This window comes from Stappia stellulata, assembly GCF_020176715.1.
In the GTDB taxonomy this organism is placed as follows: domain Bacteria; phylum Pseudomonadota; class Alphaproteobacteria; order Rhizobiales; family Stappiaceae; genus Stappia.
In genome coordinates, this window is sequence record NZ_JAIVMF010000019.1 from 36,057 (window position 1) to 59,551 (window position 23,495).

The window sequence follows — 23,495 nt, forward strand, 5'->3', positions numbered from 1 at the left end:
CCGCTATGCGTTTACGCATTGTTGACAGGGTGACCGGAGATCTGTGAGGGTCGCCAGACAGTTGCGAGCGTCGGCACACGTCGGCGTTCGTTTTTGGTTGGCGAAGAATGTTTCTTCTTTCTCTCGCAGGTTTCCGAAATTCTGTCCGGTTGGAGTGTGTCCATGGCGCAAGCACTGGCCCCCGTAACGGCGCTGTTGTTGTCGATTGCCCTGCTGATCGCGGGACATGGCCTGCAGAGCACGCTGCTCCCGCTTGCCGGGTCTCAGGCCGCGTTCTCCGACATCGCCATCGGTGTGATTTCCTCCAGCTATTTCGTCGGGCTTGTCCTTGGCTGCATCGGCGCGCCCTATGTGATCATGCGCGCCGGCCACATCCGCGCCTTCGCCGCGCTTGTGTCGCTGATGTCGGCGGCCGCGATCCTGCATCCGATCCTGGTCGAGCCGATTGCCTGGAGCCTGATCCGCGTCGTCTCCGGCTTCTGCCTCGCCGGCTTCTACATGATCGTGGAAAGCTGGCTGAACGAGCAGGCGAGCAACGAAAATCGCGGCACGATCATGTCGATCTACATTGTGCTGGTCTACACCGCGATGACGCTTGGCCAGGTGTCGATCACGGCGATGGATATTTCCACCTTCGTGCCCTTCGCGGTTGCCTCGGTGGCGGTGAGCCTCGCGGTCATTCCGGTCTCGCTGACCACGGCGAACCAACCCGCGCCGATCACCGTGGTTCGGTTCCGCCCGGCAAAGCTCTATCGCACCTCGCCGACGGCGCTGGTCGCGGTGCTGCTGATCGGCGTGACCCAGGGCGGCCTGTGGATGATGGCGCCGCTCTATGCCATCCAGATCGGCCTTTCGACCGACAATGCGGCCTTCTTCGCGGCGACCCTCGTCGGCGCCGGCGCCCTGTCGCAATGGCCGATCGGCCGCCTGTCGGACCGGATGGATCGCCGCTACGTGCTGCTTGGACTGGCGGTGACGGCGGTGATCGTCAGCCTGATCTTCTCGACGCTGACGATTTCGGGCCTTGGCATGGCGCTGATGCTTGCGCTCATGATCGGCGTGGCGACCCAGCCGGCCTATGCCATCGCCGCCTCGCATGCCTATGACTATGCAGATGCCGACGACTACGTCGAGACCTCCTCGGGGCTGACGCTCGCCTTCGGCATCGGCTCGGCGGTCGGCCCGATCTGCGCCTCGCTGGTGATGGCGCGTGTCGGACCCTCTGGCCTGTTCCTCCAGGTCGCGCTGGTCCAGCTGGTGATGGGCGGCTACATCGTCTCGCGCCTGTTCCAGCGCTCGTCGCTCTCCACCGAGGAGAAGACCGATTACGACTACGCCTCCACCGCGCAGGTCGGTTCGGTGATCACGCCCGAGCCGCTCGACCTTGACGATTCGCTCGTGATTCCGCCGGAAGAGTTTCCGGCCTATGAGAACGAGCTGGATGGCGCAGAGGTGCACATCATGGACGAGGTCGTGGCGGCCGCGTCGAACGAGGACGAGCCGGAGGCCAGCCCGCTGAAGACCGCGTGACGCGGCCCGGCATCGGCTGCGGCAATTGAGCGCTCGACGCGCAGATGGCTTTACTGCATTGTCGCGCCGATGATCGGGATGAGCACCTTTTTCAAGAGCCTGCGACGCGAGGCGCTGCCTTTGGCGGTGCTTGCGATCCTTGCGCTCGTGCTCCAGGGCATCGCCGGGCCGGTCGTTTCGGCGGCCCGCGCGCAAGCCGAGCCCGGTCTTCAGATCCTTTGCCTGAACGATGTCGCCGCGCCCGGCAGTTCGCAGTCCGCGCCGTCCGGACATGACGCCGGGTTCTGCACCTGCGGCCCGGTCTGCCCTCATGGCGCCGCCTGTCAGCTGTTGCGGGGCCTGGGTCCCGTTGGCTGGACCCCGCAGAGGCCGGAGGCGCCGTCCTTTGCCGCGCGCCGCGCATCCGCGCAAACGCGTCCTTCCGAACGCTTCGGCGCGCTTGGCGCTATTCGAGGCCCGCCCCGCGGTCAGATCGCGGCCGGCTGACGCGCTATCCGCGTCGCTCTGCCGGTTTGATGCGCGGGCCGGATGTCTTCCGGCCGTCCCTGATTGATTTCGGCCGTGCCGCGGCGAGACCGCCGACCGTAGGCCGACATTTCCGGAATGGACTGAACATGACGTTTTTCAAGACCCTTCTCGTTGCGGCCGCCCTTGCGTCCGCGTCGCTGGCGACCGTTTCCCTGCCGGCCGTGGCCGGGGACATCGCTCTCGGCGATCTGACGCTGTCCGGTGCCTGGACGCGCGCCACCCCGCCGCGCGCCGTTGCCGGCGGCGGTTTCATCACCATCGTCAACGCCGGGGAAGAGGACCGGCTGGTCTCCGCGCAGGCTGGCGTCTCCGACAAGACGGAACTGCATGAAATGGCGGTCGTCGACGGCGTGATGAAGATGCGCGAAATGGCCGACGGCATTGCCGTTCCCGCCAAGGGCACGCTGGAACTCAAGCCCGGCAGCTACCATGTGATGTTTCTGGGCCTGAATGCACCGCTCAAGCAGGGCGATGTCGTGCCGGTCACGCTCACCTTCGAAAAGGCCGGTTCGGTCGAGGTGCCCTTTGCCGTGGAGAAGATCGGTGCCAAGGGAATGGGCATGCAGCAGGGCCACGGTCAGATGAACGGTGGCATGAAGGCCGGCGGCGGCATGAAACACGGCCAGCCCAAGAACTGAGGACGGTATGTCTGGATTGAAAATGCTTCGCTACGGTGCCTGGGCGGCTGTCGTCCTGGTCATCGCCGCCGTCGCGTTCGTGACGGTCAACCACTACCGCGAAGCGGGAGGCGGGGGATCCTTTTCCCCCGTCGCCAGCATCGGCGGTCCCTTCACCCTGACCGACGCGGCCGCCGGCAAGACGGTGACGGAAGCGGATTTCAAGGGAACGCCGAATGCGTTCTTCTTCGGCTTCACCTTCTGTCCGGACGTCTGCCCGACGACGCTCGCCGAAGCGCAAGGCTGGATCGAGGAACTGGGCGCGGATGCCGACAAGATCGACTTCGCCTTCATCTCCGTCGATCCCGAACGCGACACGCCCGAGGTGATGCGCGACTATGTGGCGGCCTTCGACCAGCGCATCCGCCCGCTGACCGGCACGCGCGAACAGGTTGATGAAATCGTCAAGGCCTACCGCGTCTATGCCAAACGGGTGGAGCTCGACGATGGCGACTACACCATGGACCATTCGGCCTCCGTCTTTTTGATGGATGCCGACAACCGCTTCGTGGGAACCATCGCCTATGGCGAGGCGCATGAAAACGCGATGGCCAAGCTGCGCCGCTTGATCGATGCCGGCTCCTGACGGACACTGGAAGTCATGAGCACGTCGTCCGCCTCCCTGCGCACGCCCCTGATGGTGCTTGGCGCCCTTCTTGTCGCGATCCTCTTCGCGGCAACGGGCGCCCTGTGGTGGCGCTATGGCGAGAGCGTCTTCGTCGACCGGCTGCTGACGGGGCTGGCCAATTGCTTCTGAGCAGCGGGCGGGGCCCCGGCAATGGCTGAGCGCGAGCGGCTGGACACGGTGATGGTCGCGCGCGGCCTGGCCGAGACCCGCGCCCGTGCCCGCGACGCGATCCTGCGCGGCACCGTGCGTGTTGACGGTCAGGTGGTTGAAAAGCCGGGTCAGAAGGTGCCGGTGGACGCGGCACTGGAGACCGGCGATCCGGCGGCGGCCTATGTGTCGCGCGCCGCGCTCAAGCTCAAGGCCGCGCTGGAAGTCTTTGCGATCGATGTCGCGGGTAGGATCGCGCTCGATCTCGGCGCCTCTACCGGCGGTTTCACGCAGGTTCTTCTGGAGGCGGGCGCCGCCCGCGTCCATGCGATCGACGTCGGCCATGGCCAGCTGCATCCGCGCATTGCCGCCGATCCGCGCGTCAATCGGCGCGACGGGGTCAATGCCCGCGCGCTGACACGTGACGATCTCGACGGGGACACGCCAGCGATCGTCGTGTCCGACATGAGCTTCATCTCGCTGCGTCTTGCCTTGCCGCCCGCGCTGGAGCTGGCGGCACCGGGCGCGCGCGGGGTCTTTCTGGTCAAGCCGCAGTTCGAGATCGGCCGCGAAGGCGTCGGCAAGAAGGGGCTGGTCGAACCGAAGGCTGCCGAACGCACCGCGCGGGCGCTGGCCGAGTGGTTCGATGCCCAACCCGGGTGGTCCTCGATCGGGTTCGAGCCCTCGCCGATCACCGGCGGCGACGGCAATCGCGAGTGGCTGCTGGCCGGCCGAAAGGACGGCTGACGATCGCCCGATACGCGATTGTCTTGCCTTTCCGCCTGCATCCCTGTAACCGGCGCGGATGACAAGCGAGATCACCTGCACCATCGAGACCCTGGCCCACAAGGGCGAGGGGCGCGCCGAGACGGCCGACGGCCCCGTCCATGTTCCCTTCACGCTGCCCGGTGAGACCGTGCGCATTGCCCGCGACGACGGTCGTGCGCGGCTCCTGGAGGTGCTGACGCCGGCGCCGGAGCGCGTCGAGCCGCTGTGTCCGCATTTCGGCACCTGTGGCGGCTGCGCCCTTCAGCACATGGACCAGCGGGCGATCCTCGACTGGAAACGCGATCAGGTGATCGCGGCTCTCGCCGCGCGCGGGTTTGCCGATGTCGACGGTCTTGTCGAGCCGACGGTGGATGCCACCGGAGAGGGACGCCGCCGCGCGGTCTTTGCCGCCGCGCGCGCCGGATCGCGGGTGATGCTCGGCTTTCACGAACGCGCCAGCCACCGTCTGGTGGACCTGCGGGTCTGTCCGGTGGTCTTGCCGGAAATTGTCGCGGCGATGGACGATCTGCGCGAGCTGGCATCGCTGGTCATGCCGCGCAAGGGGGAGGTGACCCTCACCGTTCTTGCGACCGGGACCGGCCTCGATGTGGCGCTGGCGACACCGGCAAAGATTTCTCCGCGCAGCGTGCCGCAGATCGTCGAGCGGGCGATGGGAGCGGGGTTCGCGCGCCTGTCGCTCAACGGCGAGACCCTTGTGGAGGCGCGTGCGCCGATCCTCTCCGTCGACGGGCTGCCGCTTGTTCCGCCACCCGGCGGCTTCGTGCAGGCAACGCTGGCCGGCGAGCAGGCCCTTGCCAAGCGCGTGCTGGAATGTGTGGGCAAGGCGCGCAATGTCGCGGATCTCTTCGCCGGCTCCGGCACTTTCGCGCTCAGGCTTGCCCGCCGTGCCCGGGTGCATGCGCTGGAAGGCGACCGGGCCGCGCTGAAAGCCCTCGATGGGGCGATGCGCGCCGGTGCGGGCGCCTTGCGCGAGGTGCGGGGCGAGCGCCGCGACCTGTTCCGCAATCCGCTGACCGCAACGGATCTCGACGATTTCGGCGATGGCTACGACGCGGTCGTCTTCGATCCGCCGCGCGCCGGTGCCGAGGCGCAGGCGCGCGAACTTGCGCTTTCCAAGGTGAAGACGGTGGTGGCCGTCTCGTGCAACCCGGCGACCCTTGCGCGCGATTTGCGCCACCTCGTTGACGGTGGCTACCGGCTTCGCTCGGTGCTGCCCGTGGATCAGTTCCGCTTTTCGCCCCATATTGAGGTGGTGGCAGGCCTGACGCGCGACTGATCGCACGCCTCCTGCCTGAGGGACAGGAGGCCGAGATGTCGGAAACCGCGCTTTCAACCTGGACACGGCGGGCACGTTATGCGGCCCGTCAGGGCGCGCGCGTGACGTGGTTCGCCGCTCATGGCGAACTGGCGCAGGCGATCACCCGCCGCGTGTCCCGTCGGCACCGGACGGAAGAGGCGGAGGCTCCGTCCCCCGCCGCGCCGCGAAAGCCGCGCCGCAACACGCCGGATCAGCGGCGCCTGTTCGCGCAGATCGCGGATCTGTTTCGCCGCGACCTCGCCAATATCGAGGCGGGGCACTATCCGGTGCCGGACGGCGAGTTCGGCTCGCCGCTCAGGTTTCTCGATCTCAGCCGGCGCTTCCTGCGGGACGTCCCGGAGGTTGCCCGGCGGCGCGTGACGGGCGCGCATCAGGAGGTCTTCGAGGCAACGCGCGAGGCGCCGAAGGGCCTGCCGCGCTACTATCGCCAGAACTTTCACTATCAGACCGACGGCTGGCTCTCGCGCGACAGCGCCCGGATCTACGACTTTCAGGTCGAGGTGTTGTTCAAGGGAGCGACGGCGGCGATGCGGCGCCAGGCGCTGGTGCCCTTGTCGCAGCTGTTGCGCCAGCGCGATCAGCGCCATGTCGCCTATGCCGACATCGCCTGCGGCACGGGCGGACTGCTCGCGCCGGCGCTTGGTGCCTTTCCGCGCATGCGGGGGCTCGGTGTGGACCTGTCGCACCCCTATCTCCAGCATGCCCGCGCGGCCTTGCCGAAGCGTGCCCGCGGCCGGGCTTCCTTCGTCACCGCGCCGGCGGAGGCCTTGCCCTTCGCCGACGACAGTCTCGACGTTGCAAGCTGCGTCTATCTGTTTCACGAATTGCCGCCGAAGATCCGCCGCGCGGTGGCGGGCGAATTCGCCCGCGTGCTGAAGCCCGGCGGCCGGCTGATCTTCGCCGACAGCTTGCAGGCGGGCGACCTGCCGGAAAACGACGGTCTGCTCGAGCTGTTTCCAGCACTTTTTCACGAGCCCTATTACGCGGGCTATCTGACGGACGATCTCGACGGGGCGTTCGCGGCGGCGGGCCTGCGGCGCCGGGACCTGACCTGCGCCTTTCTGACGCGCATCGCCGTCTACGAGAAACAGGCCTGAGGAGGGAGCGGGTCAGTCGACGTCGAGCGGTTCCGTGCCGGCTGCGCTGCCGTCCTCGGCAAGCTGGATCTTTTCCACCTTGGCCTCGGCCGACTTGAGCAGCCGGTCGCACTGGCGCCGCAGCGCGTCGCCGCGCGAATAGAGCTTGATGCTTTCCTCGAGCGGCACGTCGCCGCGTTCCAGCCGGCCGACGATGTCCTCGAGTTCCTTCAGCGCCGCCTCGAAGGACAGCGCCTCAATTCCCGGGTCTGTGCTCTCGCTGGTCAAGACGGGCTCCTGCGGGTCATTGTGCATGGGCTCAACCGTAAAGACCGGCAGCCGGCGGGGCAAGCGGCCCGCCGGCGTCGTGAACAGCTTAAGGGGGCGGTCGCTCAGGCGTTCATCAAGGTCATGACATGGGCCGCGACGGAGCGCGCCAGACCCTCCAGATCGTAGCCGCCTTCCAGAAGCGACACGACGCGTCCCTCGCACTGCCGGTCGGCAAGCTCCATCAGCTTGACGGTCGCCCAGGCGAAGTCGGCCTCGACCAGCCGCAAGCCGCCGAGCGGATCGCGCACATGCGCGTCGAAACCGGCCGAAATGATCAGAAGATCGGGCGAAAAGGCTTCCAGACGCGGCAGGATGGCGATCTCCATCGCCTCGCGGAACTCCGCGCCGCCGTCGCCGGCGGCAAGCGGAGCATTGACGATGGTGTCCGCCTCGCCGCGCTCGTTGGCGGCCCCCGAGCCGGGGTAGAGCGGCATCTGGTGGGTGGAGCAATACATCACCGTCGGATCGTTCCAGAAGATATCCTGGGTGCCGTTGCCGTGATGCACGTCGAAGTCGACGATGGCGACCCGCTCGGCGCCATAGGCGGACTGGGCGTAGCGCGCGGCCACCGCCGCATTGTTGAAGAAGCAAAAGCCCATGGCACGGGCGCGCTCGGCATGGTGGCCCGGCGGCCGGCTGGCGGAAAAGGCGTTGGTCACCTTCTTCTGCATGACCTCGTCGACCGCGCGGCAGGCACCGCCGACGCCACGCATCACCGCTTCCCAGCTCCCCGGCGACAAGGTCGTGTCGGCATCGATGCGCACCAGCCCGTCCGTCGGTGCGGAGGTGTGCACCATGTCGATATAGTCCGACGGATGCGCGCGGGCGATGTCGACGATGCGTCCCATCGGGGCGACGTCACGCTCCAGCGACTGAAAGCGCTCGTGCTCAAGGATCCGGTCGATGGCGCGGATCCGGTCCGGGCGTTCGGGATGGCCGACGGGCGTCAGGTGGTCGAGGTAGGATGTATGGTGCAGGAAGAGAGTGGCCAAGCGCGTTTCCTCAAAGTGCTTTTTTGACAAAGCTGTTGCCGGCATCAGACCGGCCGCGCGCGAGGCTGTCAATGCGAGAGGTCAAACCGGCATGGGGATAGGCAGCGGTCTCGACGCAAAAAACCGGGACCGCATTTCCATGACGGTCCCGGGGCGCAAGGTGCGGGCGTGAGACGGCCCGTTGGGGAGGTTCGCTGCAAGCTGCATTCCATTTGTAATACTAAATGATTCGCCGGGGCGTTAGAAGGCGCTGGCGGCGAATTGTGAAATAAAATTTCCCTCACGCGGTGTCGAGGTGTAAAAGATGACAATCTGCCGGAGAATTTATTGTGATAATTTCAGTGACGCGTTGCTGGCAGGAGCGCAGACGCCTCAGGACGCCGGGCGCGGGGCCGCGGCGCGGCGCAGCCGGTCGTTAATCGCCTCGCCGAGACCCTCTTCCGGGATCGGCATGACGGCGATGCTGCGCGCTCCCGAGGCGTCGAGACGGCGCAGGGCCTGAAACAGTCGTGCCGCGGCCTGCGTGAGATCGCCGGCAGGGCTCAGGTTTTCCACGGCAACGGCCGTGTCGGCGTCTTCGGGAAGGTCGGCGCCGAAGGCGAGCAGCGCCTCGCCGGGCAGGACGTGGGTTGCGTCCAGACGCACGCTTGCGCCGGGGGCGTAGTGAGAGCTCAGCATGCCCGGCGCAACCGGTGCCTCGGAAGTGTCAGCGGAGGGGCGCGGCGCGGCAAGGCGTGCGCCGAGCACCTGCTCGATGCGCTCCCGGGCAATGCCGCCCGGCCGCAGCAGGACCGGGTCCGGCCCGGTCAGGCCGATGATGGTCGATTCCACGCCCACCGGCGTCGGTCCGGCGTCGATCAGCACCGCAAGCGCGGGACCGAGGTCGTCGGCAACCGCATCCGCCGTTGTTCCGGAAATGCGCCCGGAGCGGTTGGCGCTCGGCGCGGCCAGCGGCGCGCCGACGGAGCGTGCGAGCGCCCGCATCACCGGCGCTGCCGGGACCCTGAGTGCGATGCTGCCGAGACCGGCCGTGGCCAGGTCGCAGACCGGGCTGTCGGCGCGCTTCGGCAGCACCAGCGTCAGTGCACCCGGCCAGAAGGCGCTGGCGAGCGCCAGCGCGCGCGTATCGAACACCGCGTGGCGTTGCGCGGCCTCAAGGTTTTCCACATGCGCGATCAGCGGGTTGAAATGAGGCCGGCCCTTGGCGGCGAAGATCGCGGCACAGGCGGCAGGGTTGCTGGCGTCGGCCGCAAGCCCGTAGACCGTTTCCGTCGGTACGCCGACAAGCCGCCCGGCCTTGAGTGCCGCAACGGTTTGCGCGAATTCCGGCAGATCGCCGGGATCGGACACGTCGGGAGATAAGGTCCAGCGGAGCATGCGGATGTGCCTGTCGGGTCGAATAGGGGTGGCTGAAACGCGAAGGGCGCAGACGCCTCGGGTAAGTCTCGAGTGTTGACGTTTACGTCAACAGGGACCATCCTCCGCCCTGCCAACTGCCGGGCCGGTTCTGCGGTCTCTGCTGCGATCCGTCAAGCGGCCCGCGAAAACAAAGAAGAAGGATTTCGCCGGATGTTTCGTCCTCCTGTTTCGGAAATCGCATTCACCCTGAAGGAAGTCGCCGGCCTTGCCGATGTCGTCGCGCAAGAGGGGGCAGGAGATCTGTCGGGCGATCTGGTGGATGCCATTCTGGAAGAGGCGGGCCGTTTCGCGGCGGAGGAAATCGTCCCGCTGAATGCCGTAGGCGACCGGGTCGGCGCCAGGCTGGCCGATGGCGTGGTCACCATGCCGCCGGGCTGGAAGGAGGCCTATCGCGCCTGGAGCGAAGGCGGCTGGAACGCGCTCACCGGTGCGCCGGAATACGGCGGGCAGGGCCTGCCGATGATGCTTCACGCCGCCGCGCTCGAAATGTGGAACTTCGGCTCCATGGCCTTTGCCATCGGTCCGACCCTGACGATGGGCGCGGTCGAGGCGCTTGAAAAACACGCGACGGCCGAGCTGCGCGAGACCTATCTGCCCAAGCTGATCTCGGGCGAATGGATGGGAACGATGAACCTGACCGAACCGCAGGCCGGGTCCGATCTCAACGCCCTGCGCGCGCGCGCCGAACGGGCTGACGACGGCACCTACCGGATTTTCGGACAGAAGATCTACATCACCTACGGCGAGCATGATTTCACCGACAACATCGTCCATCTGGTCCTGGCGCGCCTGCCGGACGCGCCGGCCGGCACGCGCGGGCTTTCGCTGTTCCTGGTGCCGAAGTTCTTCGTCGAGGACGATGGCTCGCTGGGCGCGCGCAACGATGTGCGCTGCGCCGGCATGGAGCACAAGCTGGGCATTCATGCCTCGCCCACCTGCACCATGGTCTATGGCGACGAGGGGGGCGCCGTCGGCTGGCTGATCGGCGAGGAAAACCGGGGCCTTGCCTGCATGTTCACGATGATGAACAACGCCCGCCTCTCGGTCGGCATCCAGGGGCTTGGTGTGGCCGAACGGGCGACGCAGCAGGCGCTCGCCTATGCGCTGGAGCGCCGTCAGGGGCGCGCACCGGGCGAGACGGGCAAGGGCATGAGTCCGATCGCCAACCATCCCGACATTCAGCGCAGCCTTCTGGACATGCAGTCCTGGACACAGGTGGCGCGCGCGACCTGCTTTTGCACCGCGCATGCGCTCGACATGGCGCGTCTCGACGGCGACGCCGCCGTGCGCGGCCGCTGGAGCGACCGGGCCGCGCTGCTCACCCCCATCGCCAAGGCGCTTTCGACCGACATCGGTGTGGAAGTGGCCTCGATCGGCGTGCAGATCCACGGCGGCATGGGCTACGTCGAGGAGACCGGCGCCGCTCAGCACCTGCGGGACGCGCGCATCGCGCCGATCTATGAGGGCACCAACGGCATTCAGGCCATCGACCTTGTCGCGCGCAAGCTGCCGCTGTCCGGCGGCGAGGCAATCCGCGGGCTGATGGCGGAGCTGGATGCGATCGCTGTATCGGCGCGCGCGGCGGAGGCCGGCCTTTCCGGAACCGGACGGCAGCTTGAGACGGCCATCGCGCATCTGCGCGAAACGGTCGACTGGCTGCTGGACGCGCTCGGCCAGGGACGCCAGCAGGAAGCGCTCGCCGGCGCGACCCCGTTCCTGCGCCTGCTGGGCACGGTCTTCGGCGGCGCGATGCTTGCCAAGGGCGCGCTTGCAAGCCTTGGCGACAACACGCCGGCCGGCGCCCGTCGCGTTCATCTTGCGCGCTATTTCGCCGCCGCCCATCTGGGCGAGGCGGCATCCCTCAAGGCGCAGGTCCTGCAAGCGTCCGCCGCCGTGCTTGCCTATGATCCGGCGGCCTGAGGCGGGGGCCGCCCTTCGGCATTTCTGACGGTCAACCGCAGCTGACGAGGACCACGATGATCGAGATCCACAGGGAGGCGGGCGTGGAGACGCTGCGCCTCAACCGCCCGGCGAAAAAGAACGCGCTGACGGGCGAGATGTACACCGCACTGGCCGAGGCGCTGGAACGCGGCAACGCCGACCCGGAGGTGCGCGTGCATCTCGTGTGCGGCGTTCCGGGAGCCTTCACCTCGGGCAATGATATCGCCGACTTTCTGGCGTTCGCCGCCGACGGCAACATGGCCGACGCGCCGGTGGTGCGCTTTCTGCGCGCGCTCGCCGCCTGCGAGACGCCGATCGTCGCCGCCGTCGACGGCCTCGCCATCGGCGTCGGCACGACCATGCTGTTTCACTGCGACATGGTGTTCGCAAGCCCCAGGGCGCTCTTCAAGACGCCCTTCATCGACCTGGGGCTGGTGCCGGAGGCGGGAGCCAGCCTGCTGGCGCCGGCGCGCATGGGCCACAGCCGCGCCTTCGAACTGCTGTGTCTCGGCGAAAGCTTCGATCCGGTGATGGCCAAGGCAGCCGGCTTCGTCAATCACATCGCGCCGGAAGAGGATCTGGAGGCGCGCGCGCTTGCCTGCGCCCGCGCGATTGCCGCCAAACCGGCGGAGGCGATGCGGCTGTCGCGGTCGCTCCTCATCGGCGACCGGTCCGCGCTTCGCGAGCGCATGGAAGAGGAAATCAGGCTGTTTGCCGAGTGCCTGCGGTCGGACACCGCCCGCAGGGCCTTTGCCGCCTTCCTCGACAAGGCGGGAAAGACCGGCTGAGGATCCTGGAAGCGCATACGTCTCATCAGCAAAGCGGGCGCGGGTGGCGCCTGCCGGGAGGACAAAATGTCACTTGAGGGAAAGACCCTTTTCATCACGGGCGCATCGCGCGGCATCGGCAAGGCGATTGCCCTGCGGGCGGCACGCGACGGCGCCAATGTCGCCATCGCCGCCAAGACGGCGGAGCCGCACCCCAAGCTCGAAGGCACGATCTTTACCGCCGCCGAGGAGATCGAGGCGGCGGGCGGGCAGGCGCTGCCGCTTCTGGTCGACGTGCGCGACGACGAGCGCGTGAAACAGGCGATGGCGGAGACGGCCGAGCGGTTCGGCGGGATCGACATCCTGGTGAACAACGCCAGCGCGATCCAACTCACCCCGCTCGCCGACACCGACATGAAGCGCTTCGACCTGATGCATCAGATCAACACGCGCGGAACGCTTGCCTGTTCCAAACATGCGATCCCCTATCTGGAGCAGGCGGCCAATCCGCACATCCTGATGCTGTCGCCGCCGCTCGACATGAGCGAAAAGTGGTTCGCCCCCTTCACGCCCTATGCGATCGCGAAATACGGCATGAGCCTTGCCGTGCTGGGTCTGTCGGGAGAGCTCAAGAGCAAGGGCATCGCGGTCAATGCGCTGTGGCCGCGCACGACGATCGCGACCGCCGCGGTGCGCAACATCATCGGCGGCGACGACATGGTGTCCAAGAGCCGGACGCCGGAGATCCTCTCCGATGCCGCCTATGCGATCTTCACCAGCCCGGCCTGGGAGTTCACCGGCAATTTCCTGATCGACGACACGTTCCTGGCGTCGCGCGGCGTCACGGATTTCGATCAGTACCGGGTGGATCCGTCGCAACCGCTGATGCCGGATTTCTTCGTGCCCGACGACAGCGTACCGCCGGCGAACCTCGGCAAGGCCAAGGGCTGAGCGGGCAGGAAGGCTGGGCCTACCAGCCCATCGCCTTCCAGAACAGCGCGCCGAGAAAGGCCGCGACGCAAACGAAAAGCGCCAGCCCGTGCAGCACGGGATGGCGGTTTTCGTCATGGGCCGGACGGCGGGGTTTCTTCGGCGGTGTGGCCATGGTGGAGGCGCTCCGTCAGCCGAACTCGGGACCGCGCGGACGATAGGGCCGCAATTCCTTCCAGGCCCGCATCAAAGTCGCCAGTTCCTGGTCGTCTTCCTCGGGAAGCACGATGCGCGGGGTGACCAGCAGGTCGCCGCGCCCGCCGTTCTTGTTCGGCAGGCCCTTGCCCTTCAGCCGCATCGTCTTGCCGCCTGCGGCCTTCGGCGTGATCGTGAGGTTGACCGCCCCGTCGAGTGTGGGAACGCGGACCTTCTCGCCAAGCACGGCTTCATAGAGGGTGATCGGCAGCTCGAGCTTGAGGTCGTCGTCGGACGGCGTGAACAGCGCATGGCGCGCCAGCCGCACCTCGACGATGGCATCGCCGGTGCCGCCGCCGTGCTCGCCCGGGTGCCCCTGGCCGCGCAGGCGGATCTTCTCGCCGTCGACGGTCCCGTCGGGCAGCTTGACGTCGACCGCCTTGCCGTTCGGCAGCGTCACTCTCGCCTTGCGCTCGTGCACGAGTTGCTCGAGCGTGACGCGGGCGGTGATCTGGGCGTCCTGTCCGCGCTTGGGCTGAGGCCCGCGGCCGCCGCCCATTCCCGCGCCCATGCCGGGGCCTGCGCCGCCGCCGAAACCGCCGCCCCGGGCCCGTCCGCCGAAGCCGCCGAGAATGTCGTTCAGGATATCGTCGAAGCCGCCGCCCTGGCCCTGCTGGAAGCCGCGCTGGCCGCGCGCCTGGCGAAAGATGTCGCTGTCGCTGAAGCCGTCGAAGCCGTGGGCCTGAAAGCGCGGCTTTCCGTCCGCGTCGATCTCGCCACGGTCGAACTGGGCACGCTTCTCCTTGTCGCCGAGGATCTCATAGGCCTGGCTCGCCTCGGAAAAACGGTCCTTGGCCGACGGATTGTCGGCATTCTGGTCCGGATGATAGGTCTTGGCGAGCTTCCGGTAAGCTCGCTTGATGTCCGCCTCGCTCGCCGACTTGCTGACGCCGAGGACGCTGTAAGGGTCACGCATGGCTCCGACCGCGGTTAGGAAGTGTCATGACGGGTATATACCCGTGTTGTGCTCAAGAGCCATATGGGAATTGATAGGAATAAAATCCAGATGTCGATTTGCCTGTCCGCGTTCGGCTCAGCCGTTCGGGAAAGCGGCGCCGTCGCTGTCGGCCGCGGTGCCGTCCTTTGCCATCAATTGTATCACGGCCCAGTCCTGCATGGCATCCTGACAGGCAATGCCCTGATAGGCGCGCACGCCGCCGATGGTGTTGGCGGTGGTCTCGAAGCGCGCGCAGCCGGTGCCCGTGGCGACTGTCTCGTCGGCGAGGGCGACGATCGTGCCGGAATTGCCGCTCAGCGGGTTGTTCCACGCAAACGGCGGCGCGCCGACGGCGCCGTCGCGGGCGGTGGCGATGGCCTTGGCGATCACGGCCCGGTCCTGCCGGCTGATGTCGACGTCGGCGTCGTTTTGCTGGCCAGAAATCGAGCCGGTGAGATCCAGCGGCGTGGTGATGTCGGCACTGCCCACGGGCATGGACACGCCGCCGCAAGCCCCGGCGAGCAACGCAAGCGCAACGCATGCCCCGCTGCGCGGGGCGATCTTGGCAAGAAGAGCAAAGCGTGTGTGTGTCATGGGGCGAAGTCCCGCAGCCGGCGCGGGGCAAGGGACCCCGCAGCGCATCGTTCAACCGTCGGTCGATGTGACGCCTTTGCAACAGGGTGAAGGAGAAGCCTTAACAAAATGTGAGTCCGTTCAATTTGCGATTTCGTTTCCGATTTTCCCGCAGCGGGTTATCAGGAGGCAGCGGCCGCGCCGGCCCGCCATCCCGCCGTTTCAGCCGACAGGTTTCTTCATGACGCGCCCCGGTTTTTCCTCTCCGCCCGAGATCCTGACAGCGCGCCTGCGCCTGCGCGCCCACCGGCCGGACGACCTTGCCGCCTGCCATGCCCTGTGGGGCGACATCGATGTCGTGCGCCATATCACCGGAAAGCCGGCCACGCGCGAGGAGACCTGGGGGCGACTGCTGCGCTACGCCGGACACTGGCACATGCTCGGCTTCGGCTACTGGGCTCTTGAGGACCGGGCCACCGGTGCCTTTGTCGGCGAGGCCGGGCTTGCCGATTATCAGCGCGACATTGTGCCGTCCCTGTCCGACCATGCGGAAATCGGCTGGCTGGTCTCGCCGCAGTGGCACGGTCGCGGTCTTGCGAGCGAGGCCGTCCGGGCGATTCTTGCCTGGGGCGACGCGAATCTCGCGCGGCCCTGTGTGGCATGTCTGATTTCCCCGGACAACCGTCCCTCGCTGCGGCTGGCGGAGCGGGTGGGCTTTCGGATGTGGACGCACACGAGCTATCGCGGCGATCCGGTGGTGCTCTACCGCCGCAACCGCGATGCCCCTGCCGGGGCTACAGAAGCTTCTTCCACCTGAAATACAGGAAGGTCACAAGCACCGAGGCGATCATGATGAGGATCGAGAACGGATAACCGTAGGTCCAGGACAATTCCGGCATGCCCTCGAAATTCATGCCGTAGATCGAGGCGATCAGCGTCGGCGGCAGGAACACCACCGCGAGCACCGAGAAGATCTTGATGATCTGGTTCTGCTCCAGATTGACCAGGCCGACCGTCGCATCGAGCAGGAAGTTGAGCTTGGCGTCGAGCGCATTGGCATGCTCGCGGATCGAGCGGATGTCCCGGCCGAGCGCCTTGCATTGACTGCGCTGGGCGCCGGTGAGCCGCAGCGTCTTGGCGTGGAGCGTCAGATAGACGAACAGCCGCTCGAGGCTTGCGCAGGATTCGTGCATGCGCGCGACCTTGAGGCCGATTTCTCCGATCCGGCGGATCGTCGCCTTGTAGGAGGCGGCCTTGCGGCTGTCGATGCCCTGGCCGAACACGGCGCTCGAGATCGCGTCGAATTCGGCAGAGGCCTCCTCGATCACATCCGCGGCGCGGTCGGCGATGGCGTCGAGCAGGGCGAAGAGAATGTCGATGCCGCTCGCGGCCTGTACCATGCCGGCCGCGAGACGGCGCGCGGCAAGATCGACGGAAAGCGTCTCGCTCTGGCGGATCGTCACGATCCGCTCGGGCGTTGCGACGATCTTGAGGGTGGACACCATCGGATTGGGATCGCGGGCGATCAGCGGCAGCACCGCCGTCATCACCAGCGCGCCGCCGGCCTCGTAGAGCCGCTCGGAGGTCTCGATCGCGCCGATGTCCTCGCCGCTGGGCACGGGCGCGCCGACCCAGTCGCTGGCGGCGCGGCGTTCGGCGGCGGCGGGTGAGGAAAGGTCGAGCCAGACGGCTTCCGCCGGGATCGGCGTTTTCCCGGACTGGCTCGTGGCGGGGCGCAGTCCGGCCCCGTCACGCACATAGGCGATCATCATCGCGTTTGCACTCCCGCTGCGCTCCCTGGTCGGTGGCGTTCCGGCCCGTGTCGCAGCATGATGGAGGAAGATGACCGTTGCGTCTCGCGTGGATGCGCGCCAAGCCCGCGTTCCGGAAAACGCCAGGACGCGCGGTTCGCGCGTCCTGAATAGTCTGACCGGTTCGCCCGGTCCCCCGACGTTGGTCCTCCAACACTGGTCTCCCGCCGGTTGCGATCAACGGCGGACGGCCAGAGGTCTGAGGCGGTCGCTGGCGTTCTCGAGCAAGGTTACTTGCCCGAACCGCTCGCCGTCTTCATCGCACCCTTGTTGCAAAGCGCCGCCGCGTTGATCGACTTGATGCCGACCGGCTTGTAAAGCGCGTCGAGGTTCGGGCGCGGCGTGGCAGGGGCGGTTTGATGTGACTTCGAGGTCATTTTTGACAGTCCAGCGTCGGTTTGTTCGGCCCGGGGGTATTCCCGTCAGCTCGTGAGCACAGTGGGGCTCGGAATTGGACGAAACTAAGGATGCGGGCACAAAACCTTGTGAATCCAGTCACTTTCCTTTTCGCCCTGTAAGAATTCGCGAGTTGGAGCAGGGAACGGCCTGTGGCTGTTTGCCGGGAAAGGCTCAAATTGCACAAAAAATCAGCAAGTTAGTCTTTCAGCAGTCCCGCCGGCAGCTCCGCGAGCGTGTCCTTGAGGGCGGCCTCCAGGCAATCGAACAGCCGGTCAAGGTCGTCCTCGGAGATGATCATCGGCGGGCAGAGCGCCACCGTGTCGCCGACCGCCCGCAGGATCGCGCCGTGTTTCTGGGCGTGGGCGACGCAGCGCGCGCCGATGGCGAGCGCGGGATCGAAGGGCGCGCGCGTGGTCTTGCTGGAGACCAGTTCCACGCCGCCGATCAGCCCCTTGCCGCGCACTTCGCCGACGAGCGGGTGGTCCGCGATGCGCTGCATCCTTGCCTCGAATTGCGGCGTCAGGCCGCGCACCCGCTCGAGGATCCCGCGCTTCTGGTAGATCTCGATCGCCTTCACCCCGAGCGCGCAGCCGAGCGGGTGACCGCCATAGGTGAAGCCGTGACCGAAGACGCCGATCTTGCGCGATTCCTCGACGAAGGCGTCATACAGCTCCTCGCCCACCATCACCGCGCCGAGCGGCGCATAGGCGGACGTCAGCTGCTTGGCGCAGGAGATCGTGTCGGGAACGAAGCCCATGGTCTCGCAGCCCCACCAGTTGCCGGTGCGCCCGAAGCCGTTGATCACCTCGTCGTCGATGAACAGGATGTCGTGTTCGGCCAGAAGCGCCTGCACCGCCTGGTAATAGCCATCGGGCGGCACGATGACGCCGCCGGCGCCCAGGATCGGTTCGGCGATGAAGGCGGCAATGGTCTCCGGGCCTTCGCGTTCGATCATGGCGCGCAGATTGGCGACGATCCGCGCGGTAAAGGCGGCGTCGTCCTCGTCCGGTTCCGCGAAGCGATAGGCATGCGGGCAATCGGTGTGCAGGATCCGGTCCACCGGCAGGTCGAAGTCGCGGTGGTTGTTGGGCAGTCCCGTGAGCGAGGCGGCGACGATGGTGACGCCGTGATAGGCCTTGACCCGCGAGATGATCTTCTTCTTCTCCGGCCGTCCGCGGGCATTGTTGTAGTACCAGGCAAGCTTCACCTGGGTGTCGTTCGCCTCCGAGCCGGAGGAGGTGAAGAACACCTTGGAGGCCTCGAAAGGCGCGAGCTCCTTGAGCTTTTCCGCCAGTTCGATCGCCGGCTCCATGCTCTTGCCGCCGAACAGGTGATAATAGGGCAGGCGGTCGAGCTGCTCCTTGGCGGCTGCGATCAGTTCCTCGTCGCCGAAGCCGAGGCCCGCGCACCACAGGCCCGACATGCCCTCGATATAGGCCTTGCCATGGGTGTCATAGACATGGACGCCCTTGCCGTGGTCGAGCACCAGCGGGCCGGTGTCGCGCAGCGTGTGGAGCGCGGTATAGGGATGCAGGAGCGCTTCCACATCGCGGGTCTGGACGTTGGTCAAGGGCATGGTCGCGGTCTCCTGAATATGCCGGGCTGCCGGGGGCAATTCCCCGTTCCTTGCAGCGGCTATTGTTGCGCGGCGCCGGGCGCCGGATCGTCCTGATAGATTTCCGAAATGTCGTCCGGCAGCGGGGCGATGCCGCCGGCTTCGCCGCCCGTCGCAGGGCCATCCGTTGCGGAGAGGGCGGGGTCGCCGCCGTCTTCCGGTTTGGTGGAGGGGAGCGGCGGAGGGCCGTCGTCTTCCTCGCGCGGCGCATTTGGATCGAGCGGTGGCAGCTCGGGCACGTCCTCGTCGTCGTCGATCGCCTCCACGGCGCCGAAGGCCGCCAGCAGAACCGCGTCGAGATCTTCCAGGAAGCCGCGAATGCGGCGGGCATTGGCGCCCAGATCATGCTCCGCGAACCGCGAGGCGGAGCGGATATCGAGGCGCGACCCGACCGGATCGGGAAGGATGCGCACCGACACGTCATCGCGAAAGGCAAAGAGGAGCGAGACCGCTTCCGCCTGAAAGCGGGTCGGCTCGTCGGGCATGCCGGGCGGCAGTTCCGCGGTGATGATCCAGCCCGATTGTTCCGCGACCCGGCGTGCGGCCGCATGCAGGTCGGCCGGCGCCACGCGAAAGCGGCGCGAGACGATGTCGGGATAGGCCGCCTGCTGCAATTCGCCCGTATCGAAGCTGCGCTCGGGAATGCCGGGTCCGGCCGGCGGCAGGACCGGCGGCGCCTCGATGTCCGTGCTGACATCGGCCAGCAGCGGATAGCGCCAGAAGCCGTAAAGCCCGGCGAAAACGGGCAAGAGGGCGATCAGGCCGTAGAGGAGACCGCGCAGGGCCCGGGCCCAGCCGGTTCCCCCGCGGGTCCACAGGCTGACAAGCGCAAGCACCGCGGCCGCGGCCGCAAGGGCGCCGAGCAGGAAGCCGAGCGTCAGAACGACGAGAAACTGGGGCGTGGACACAAGCTCAAGCCGGTGAAGGAGCGCACCGATCACGAGCACGGGCACCGCGATGCGGCCGCTCCACAGGCTGGCAGCGGCGAGCCGCGACCGCCGGACGGGGATCTTCTTGTGCATGGTGCGGGCCGACAATCCGGGCTGATGAACCGTCATTGGCCTTACCATGCCCTCTTCGGGATGCGAACCGTCTTCACCGATGCCGTCGCCCTATTCCGGGAAGGTATAGTCGCTGAATTGCTCGCGCAGCGCGGTTTTCTTGATCTTGCCCGTTGCCGTATGCGGAATTTCGTCGACGAAGACCACGTCATTGGGCATCCACCATTTGGCGATGCGCCCCTCGAAGGAGGCGAGAATATCGGAGGAGTCCGGCGTTGTGCCCTCGCGCGGAACGACGATCAGCAGCGGCCGTTCGTCCCATTTCGGGTGCGCGACGCCGATCACCGCGGCTTCGGCCACATGCGGATGTAAGAGCGCCAGGTTTTCCAGGTCGATGGTCGAGATCCATTCGCCGCCGGACTTGATCACGTCCTTGGCGCGGTCGGTGATCTGCATGTAGCCGTTTTCGTCGATATGCGCGACGTCGCCGGTGTCGAAGTAATTTTCCCCGTCGACGATCGGCGTCTCGTCCTTGAAATAGCTTTGCGAGATCGCCGGACCGCGCACCTTCAGCCGCCCGAAGGTCTTGCCGTCCCAGGGACGCTCGTTGCCCTCGTCGTCGGTGATCTTCATTTCCACGGTGAAGGGCGTGTGGCCCTGCTTTTCCTGCAGGTCGAGCTTGTCCTCGCCCGCAAGATCCGCGACCTCCGGCTTGATCGAGCACACGGTTCCGAGCGGGCTCATTTCCGTCATCCCCCAGGCATGCATGACGCGCACGTCATAGTTCTCCTCGAAGGCCTTGGTGATCGCGCGCGGACAGGCGGCGCCGCCGATCACCACCCGCTCCAGATGGGGAAGCGTCTTGCCGCTCTTTTCCAGATACTGCAGCAGCATCAGCCAGATTGTGGGAACCGCGGCGGTGAGGGTTACCCGCTCCGTGTCGAGCAGCTCCCACAGCGCTTCGCCATCCATGCGCGGTCCAGGCATCACCATCGCAGCACCCGCGAGCGGGCAGGAGAAGGCAAGCGACCAGCCATTGGCGTGGAACAGCGGGACGACCGGCATCACCCGGTCGCGGGCCGAAAGGCCGAGCATGTCCGGCGTCGCCGCCGCCATCGCATGCAGCACGTTGGAGCGGTGCGAATAAAGAACGCCCTTCGGATTGCCCGTCGTGCCGGAGGTGTAGCACATGCCGGCGGCCGCATTCTCGTCGAGCTCGACCCAGGCGAAGTCGTCATCGGCTTCCGCCAGCCACTCTTCATAAGGAGACGCCGGAAAGCCGGTCTCGGGCATGTTGGCGGCATCGCTCAGCACGATGACATGCTCCACCGAGGTCAGTTCGTCCCAGATCTTTTCCACGATGGGAACGAAGGTCAGGTCGACGAAGAGCAGCCGGTCTTCCGCGTGGTTGATGATCCAGGCGATCTGCTGGGGAAACAGCCTCGGATTGACGGTGTGATAGATGGCGCCAATCCCGAGCAGCCCGTACCAGACTTCCATGTGGCGCCAGGTGTTCCAGGCAAGCGTCGCGACCCGGTCGCCCTCGCTCAATCCGTATCGCGAAAGGCGCTTGGCAACCGTCAGTGCGCGGCGGCGCATCCCGGCGTAAGTGGTGCGATGGATCGGGCCCTCGACGGAGCGCGACACGATCTCCCGTGTCGGGTGATTGCGTGCGGCATGGTCGAGAATGCGGGTGCAGGTCAACGACCAGTCCTGCATCAGGCCAGGCATGGCGGGTGCGGGCATGAGGTCTCCTTCCGGAAGGTTCAGCTCTTTGTTTCGGTGAGCTTTTCTTGTCCCCACATTAGCACCGGGAGGTGGCGGCCTGTCCAGCGTCGCGCGCAGGCTTGCGCAGGCGTGCAGGGCGGCGGCATTCCCGGGGGAGTTGACCCTTGAGGTTGCCGGCTGCACGATGGAAATCGGAAAGATTTGTGCGAACAGGCGAGGGAACAGACGAGATGAGCGATCCCGATACCCGACCGGCCGGCGACGGGCAGACGCAACGGCTTCTGGATCCCGGCGTGCCTAACATCCAGCTGATCTACATCCTGTATCTGGTGGGACTGGTGTTCGGGCTCACCGCGCTCGTCGGCGTCATTCTGGCCTATATGAACCGGGCCAAGGCGGATGCGGTGGCGGCGAGCCATTATACCTATCTGATCCGCACCTTCTGGATGGGGCTTGCCTATGCGCTCTTGTCCATGGTGCTGATGATGGTCGGTATCGGCTTCCTCTTGATGATCGCGCTTGTCGTCTGGCTGATCGTGCGCTGCGTCAAGGGTCTGCAATGGGTCTCGCGCGGCGAGCCGGTGCCCAATCCCGAGACCTGGCTGTTCTGACCGGTCATCCGTTGGCAGGCATCATGAGGCGCGGGCGCGGATCCATTCGAGCGCCTGGGTAAGCGACCCTGCGACGTGATCGGCATGATCGCTCAGCGCCTCCGCCGGCACGGTTCCGGTCGTGACCGCCAGCGTCTGTGCGCCGGCGCTGCGTCCGGCGTGCATGTCGTGCAGGCTGTCGCCGACCATGACGACCTCCGCCGGCGAAAGGCCGAGCGCCTCGCAAAAGCCAAGCACCATGCCGGGCGCGGGCTTGGCCCCGTGGCCGCTGTCGAAACCGATCACCGTCTCGAAGCGGGCGTCGAGGCCGAGCGTCGCCAATTGCGTGCGCGCGGACTCCTCGCCGTCGTTGGTGGCGATGCCAAGGCGCAGGCCGAGATCGGAAAGCGCGTCGAGCACCGGCATCAGATCCGGGAACGGGGTGAGATGCGGCAGGCTCATGTCGCCGACGCGGGCATTGAGATCGGCGAAGAGCGCGTCGATGTCGCGCCCTTCCAGGAGACCCGCCCAGGCGGCCGCGATGTCGTCGTTCGAGCCGGCGACGACAATGGAATCGGGATGGAAGCGTCGGGTCGCCAGATCGTAGCCGCAGGCCTCGCCGAGGCGCGCCATCAGCGGCGCATCGCCCGCCGACAGCTCTTCCAGGATGATGAGGAAGGTTGGCGCCCAGGTTGCCTGAAAGTCGATCAGCGTACCGTCCTTATCGAACAGCACCGCCTTGAGCGGCGTCATCGCACGCTCTCCGCCGCCAGCGCGACGGCCAGAAGATCGCGCATCTCGTCGAGCACAAGATCCGCTTCCGGTTCCAGGTCGGCGCGCGTGACGGCACCGGTGGTCACCGCAATGCGGATCATGCCGGCGTCGCGGGCGGCGTGCATGTCGTGCAGGCTGTCGCCGACCATGGCGATCTCGGCCGGGTCGAGGCCCGTGTGGCGGGCGAAGGCGAGAAGCTGTCCCGGTGCGGGCTTGCGCCCGAAGCCGCTGTCGTAGCCGGCAAGGAAGCCGAAGGCATGGCCGACGCCGAGCGCCTCCATCTGCACCCGGGCCGAGGCTTCCGTGCCGTTGGTCGCAAGCCCGACGGGAAGGCCCGCCTCATGAAGACCGCGAAGCGTGTCGACGACGCCCGGAAACGGGGTGACATTCAAGGTGGCATGCTCCAGCAGCGTTGCCTCGATGCGCGCCAGCATGGCGTCCGGATCCGATTCGCCGAGAACCCGCGCCCAGTCGGCCGAATAATCGGCCGGGGCCTGCACCTTCAATGAAGACGGGCCGGTGAAGCGCGCCCCCGCGACGTCGAACATCGCCATCTCCGACAGGGTTGCGAGGGAGGCTGCGTCACCTGCGGCCAGATCGGTCAGCACGGCGGCGATCGCCGGGCCCCAGGTCCGGTCGAAATCCGTCAACGTGCCGTCGCGGTCGAAGAGAACGGCCTTGATGCGCATGAGATGATCCGTCTTGAACTGATGGAGAGGGCGCCAACGTGACGATGTCCT

The 23,495-nt window shown here is 66.8% G+C and carries 26 protein-coding genes; 13 read left to right on the top strand and 13 right to left on the bottom strand.

Annotated features, from left to right (window positions below; genetic code table 11):
* Nucleotides 1-162 precede the first annotated feature (162 nt).
* The 8 genes from LC092_RS18080 (at nt 163) to LC092_RS18115 (ending at nt 6,714) form a co-directional block, all read left to right on the top strand.
* Nucleotides 163-1,530 carry an MFS transporter gene (locus LC092_RS18080; RefSeq protein WP_224808811.1) on the top strand — a complete coding sequence of 456 codons (1,368 nt, stop codon included), beginning with the start codon at nt 163-165 and terminating at the stop codon, nt 1,528-1,530.
* A gap of 78 nt (nt 1,531-1,608) precedes the next feature.
* Nucleotides 1,609-2,016 carry a hypothetical protein gene (locus LC092_RS18085; RefSeq protein WP_224808813.1) on the top strand — a complete coding sequence of 136 codons (408 nt, stop codon included), beginning with the start codon at nt 1,609-1,611 and terminating at the stop codon, nt 2,014-2,016.
* 128 nt (nt 2,017-2,144) lie between these two features.
* Nucleotides 2,145-2,696, top strand: a complete 552-nt coding sequence (locus LC092_RS18090) for a copper chaperone PCu(A)C (protein WP_224808815.1) — start codon at nt 2,145-2,147, stop codon at nt 2,694-2,696.
* A 22-nt stretch (nt 2,697-2,718) separates the two neighbouring features.
* Nucleotides 2,719-3,321, top strand: a complete 603-nt coding sequence (locus LC092_RS18095) for an SCO family protein (RefSeq protein ID WP_224808817.1) — start codon at nt 2,719-2,721, stop codon at nt 3,319-3,321.
* A 15-nt stretch (nt 3,322-3,336) separates the two neighbouring features.
* Nucleotides 3,337-3,492, top strand: coding sequence for a hypothetical protein (locus LC092_RS18100; protein ID WP_224808819.1), 156 nt, complete (start codon nt 3,337-3,339; stop codon nt 3,490-3,492).
* Nucleotides 3,493-3,513: 21 nt separating this feature from the next.
* Nucleotides 3,514-4,257, top strand: a complete 744-nt coding sequence (locus tag LC092_RS18105) for a TlyA family RNA methyltransferase (RefSeq protein WP_224808821.1) — start codon at nt 3,514-3,516, stop codon at nt 4,255-4,257.
* A gap of 58 nt (nt 4,258-4,315) precedes the next feature.
* Nucleotides 4,316-5,575 (top strand): class I SAM-dependent RNA methyltransferase, encoded by a 1,260-nt coding sequence (locus LC092_RS18110; RefSeq protein ID WP_224808823.1) that lies wholly within the window; start codon nt 4,316-4,318, stop codon nt 5,573-5,575.
* Nucleotides 5,576-5,610: 35 nt separating this feature from the next.
* Nucleotides 5,611-6,714: a class I SAM-dependent methyltransferase gene (locus LC092_RS18115; RefSeq protein ID WP_224808825.1), complete on the top strand. Its 1,104-nt coding sequence runs from the start codon at nt 5,611-5,613 to the stop codon at nt 6,712-6,714.
* Between the two features lie 12 nt (nt 6,715-6,726).
* Here the strand turns inward: LC092_RS18115 and LC092_RS18120 are convergent, their stop codons facing one another.
* From LC092_RS18120 to LC092_RS18130, 3 genes are all read right to left on the bottom strand, one after another.
* On the bottom strand, nt 6,727-7,008 hold the full coding sequence (locus tag LC092_RS18120; RefSeq protein WP_224808827.1) for an exodeoxyribonuclease VII small subunit: 282 nt from the start codon (nt 7,006-7,008) through the stop codon (nt 6,727-6,729).
* Between the two features lie 77 nt (nt 7,009-7,085).
* On the bottom strand, nt 7,086-8,015 hold the full coding sequence (locus tag LC092_RS18125; protein WP_224808828.1) for a histone deacetylase family protein: 930 nt from the start codon (nt 8,013-8,015) through the stop codon (nt 7,086-7,088).
* Between the two features lie 372 nt (nt 8,016-8,387).
* On the bottom strand, nt 8,388-9,392 hold the full coding sequence (locus LC092_RS18130) for an L-threonylcarbamoyladenylate synthase (protein WP_224808831.1): 1,005 nt from the start codon (nt 9,390-9,392) through the stop codon (nt 8,388-8,390).
* A gap of 192 nt (nt 9,393-9,584) precedes the next feature.
* On the opposite strand from LC092_RS18130, the gene LC092_RS18135 reads away from it, so the two are divergent.
* From LC092_RS18135 to LC092_RS18145, 3 genes are all read left to right on the top strand, one after another.
* Nucleotides 9,585-11,354 carry an acyl-CoA dehydrogenase family protein gene (locus tag LC092_RS18135; protein ID WP_224808833.1) on the top strand — a complete coding sequence of 590 codons (1,770 nt, stop codon included), beginning with the start codon at nt 9,585-9,587 and terminating at the stop codon, nt 11,352-11,354.
* 56 nt (nt 11,355-11,410) lie between these two features.
* Nucleotides 11,411-12,163 (top strand): crotonase/enoyl-CoA hydratase family protein, encoded by a 753-nt coding sequence (locus tag LC092_RS18140; protein ID WP_224808835.1) that lies wholly within the window; start codon nt 11,411-11,413, stop codon nt 12,161-12,163.
* Nucleotides 12,164-12,229: 66 nt separating this feature from the next.
* Complete coding sequence (locus tag LC092_RS18145) at nt 12,230-13,093, top strand: SDR family oxidoreductase (protein ID WP_224808837.1); 864 nt, start codon at nt 12,230-12,232, stop codon at nt 13,091-13,093.
* Between the two features lie 19 nt (nt 13,094-13,112).
* Here LC092_RS18145 and LC092_RS21200 read toward each other — a convergent pair whose 3' ends face one another.
* From LC092_RS21200 to LC092_RS18155, 3 genes are all read right to left on the bottom strand, one after another.
* Nucleotides 13,113-13,247: a hypothetical protein gene (locus LC092_RS21200; protein WP_263627198.1), complete on the bottom strand. Its 135-nt coding sequence runs from the start codon at nt 13,245-13,247 to the stop codon at nt 13,113-13,115.
* 15 nt (nt 13,248-13,262) lie between these two features.
* On the bottom strand, nt 13,263-14,243 hold the full coding sequence (locus tag LC092_RS18150; RefSeq protein WP_224808839.1) for a DnaJ C-terminal domain-containing protein: 981 nt from the start codon (nt 14,241-14,243) through the stop codon (nt 13,263-13,265).
* A 117-nt stretch (nt 14,244-14,360) separates the two neighbouring features.
* The gene (locus LC092_RS18155) at nt 14,361-14,858 is read right to left on the bottom strand and encodes an RT0821/Lpp0805 family surface protein (RefSeq protein ID WP_224808841.1); all 498 of its coding nucleotides are present in this window, start codon (nt 14,856-14,858) and stop codon (nt 14,361-14,363) included.
* A gap of 220 nt (nt 14,859-15,078) precedes the next feature.
* On the opposite strand from LC092_RS18155, the gene LC092_RS18160 reads away from it, so the two are divergent.
* Nucleotides 15,079-15,654, top strand: a complete 576-nt coding sequence (locus LC092_RS18160; RefSeq protein ID WP_224808843.1) for a GNAT family N-acetyltransferase — start codon at nt 15,079-15,081, stop codon at nt 15,652-15,654.
* Here LC092_RS18160 and LC092_RS18165 read toward each other — a convergent pair.
* From LC092_RS18165 to LC092_RS18185, 5 genes are all read right to left on the bottom strand, one after another.
* Nucleotides 15,632-16,609, bottom strand: a complete 978-nt coding sequence (locus LC092_RS18165; RefSeq protein WP_224808845.1) for a magnesium transporter CorA family protein — start codon at nt 16,607-16,609, stop codon at nt 15,632-15,634. The genes LC092_RS18160 and LC092_RS18165 overlap by 23 nt on opposite strands.
* 269 nt (nt 16,610-16,878) lie before the next feature.
* Nucleotides 16,879-17,025 (bottom strand): hypothetical protein, encoded by a 147-nt coding sequence (locus tag LC092_RS18170; protein WP_224808847.1) that lies wholly within the window; start codon nt 17,023-17,025, stop codon nt 16,879-16,881.
* Between the two features lie 218 nt (nt 17,026-17,243).
* Nucleotides 17,244-18,623, bottom strand: coding sequence for an aminotransferase (locus tag LC092_RS18175; protein WP_224808849.1), 1,380 nt, complete (start codon nt 18,621-18,623; stop codon nt 17,244-17,246).
* Between the two features lie 59 nt (nt 18,624-18,682).
* Nucleotides 18,683-19,720, bottom strand: a complete 1,038-nt coding sequence (locus LC092_RS18180; RefSeq protein ID WP_224808851.1) for a DUF1499 domain-containing protein — start codon at nt 19,718-19,720, stop codon at nt 18,683-18,685.
* A 54-nt stretch (nt 19,721-19,774) separates the two neighbouring features.
* Complete coding sequence (locus tag LC092_RS18185) at nt 19,775-21,394, bottom strand: long-chain-fatty-acid--CoA ligase (RefSeq protein ID WP_224808870.1); 1,620 nt, start codon at nt 21,392-21,394, stop codon at nt 19,775-19,777.
* 227 nt (nt 21,395-21,621) lie between these two features.
* Here LC092_RS18185 and LC092_RS18190 point away from each other — a divergent pair, with 227 nt between their 5' ends.
* Nucleotides 21,622-22,002 (top strand): DUF4870 family protein, encoded by a 381-nt coding sequence (locus tag LC092_RS18190; protein WP_224808853.1) that lies wholly within the window; start codon nt 21,622-21,624, stop codon nt 22,000-22,002.
* A 21-nt stretch (nt 22,003-22,023) separates the two neighbouring features.
* On the opposite strand, the gene LC092_RS18195 is transcribed toward LC092_RS18190, so the two are convergent.
* Both LC092_RS18195 and LC092_RS18200 read right to left on the bottom strand, forming a co-directional pair.
* Nucleotides 22,024-22,734 carry an HAD family hydrolase gene (locus tag LC092_RS18195; RefSeq protein ID WP_224808855.1) on the bottom strand — a complete coding sequence of 237 codons (711 nt, stop codon included), beginning with the start codon at nt 22,732-22,734 and terminating at the stop codon, nt 22,024-22,026.
* Nucleotides 22,731-23,444 (bottom strand): HAD family hydrolase, encoded by a 714-nt coding sequence (locus LC092_RS18200; RefSeq protein ID WP_224808856.1) that lies wholly within the window; start codon nt 23,442-23,444, stop codon nt 22,731-22,733. Before LC092_RS18200 ends, LC092_RS18195 begins: the two co-directional genes overlap by 4 nt.
* Nucleotides 23,445-23,495 lie beyond the last annotated feature (51 nt).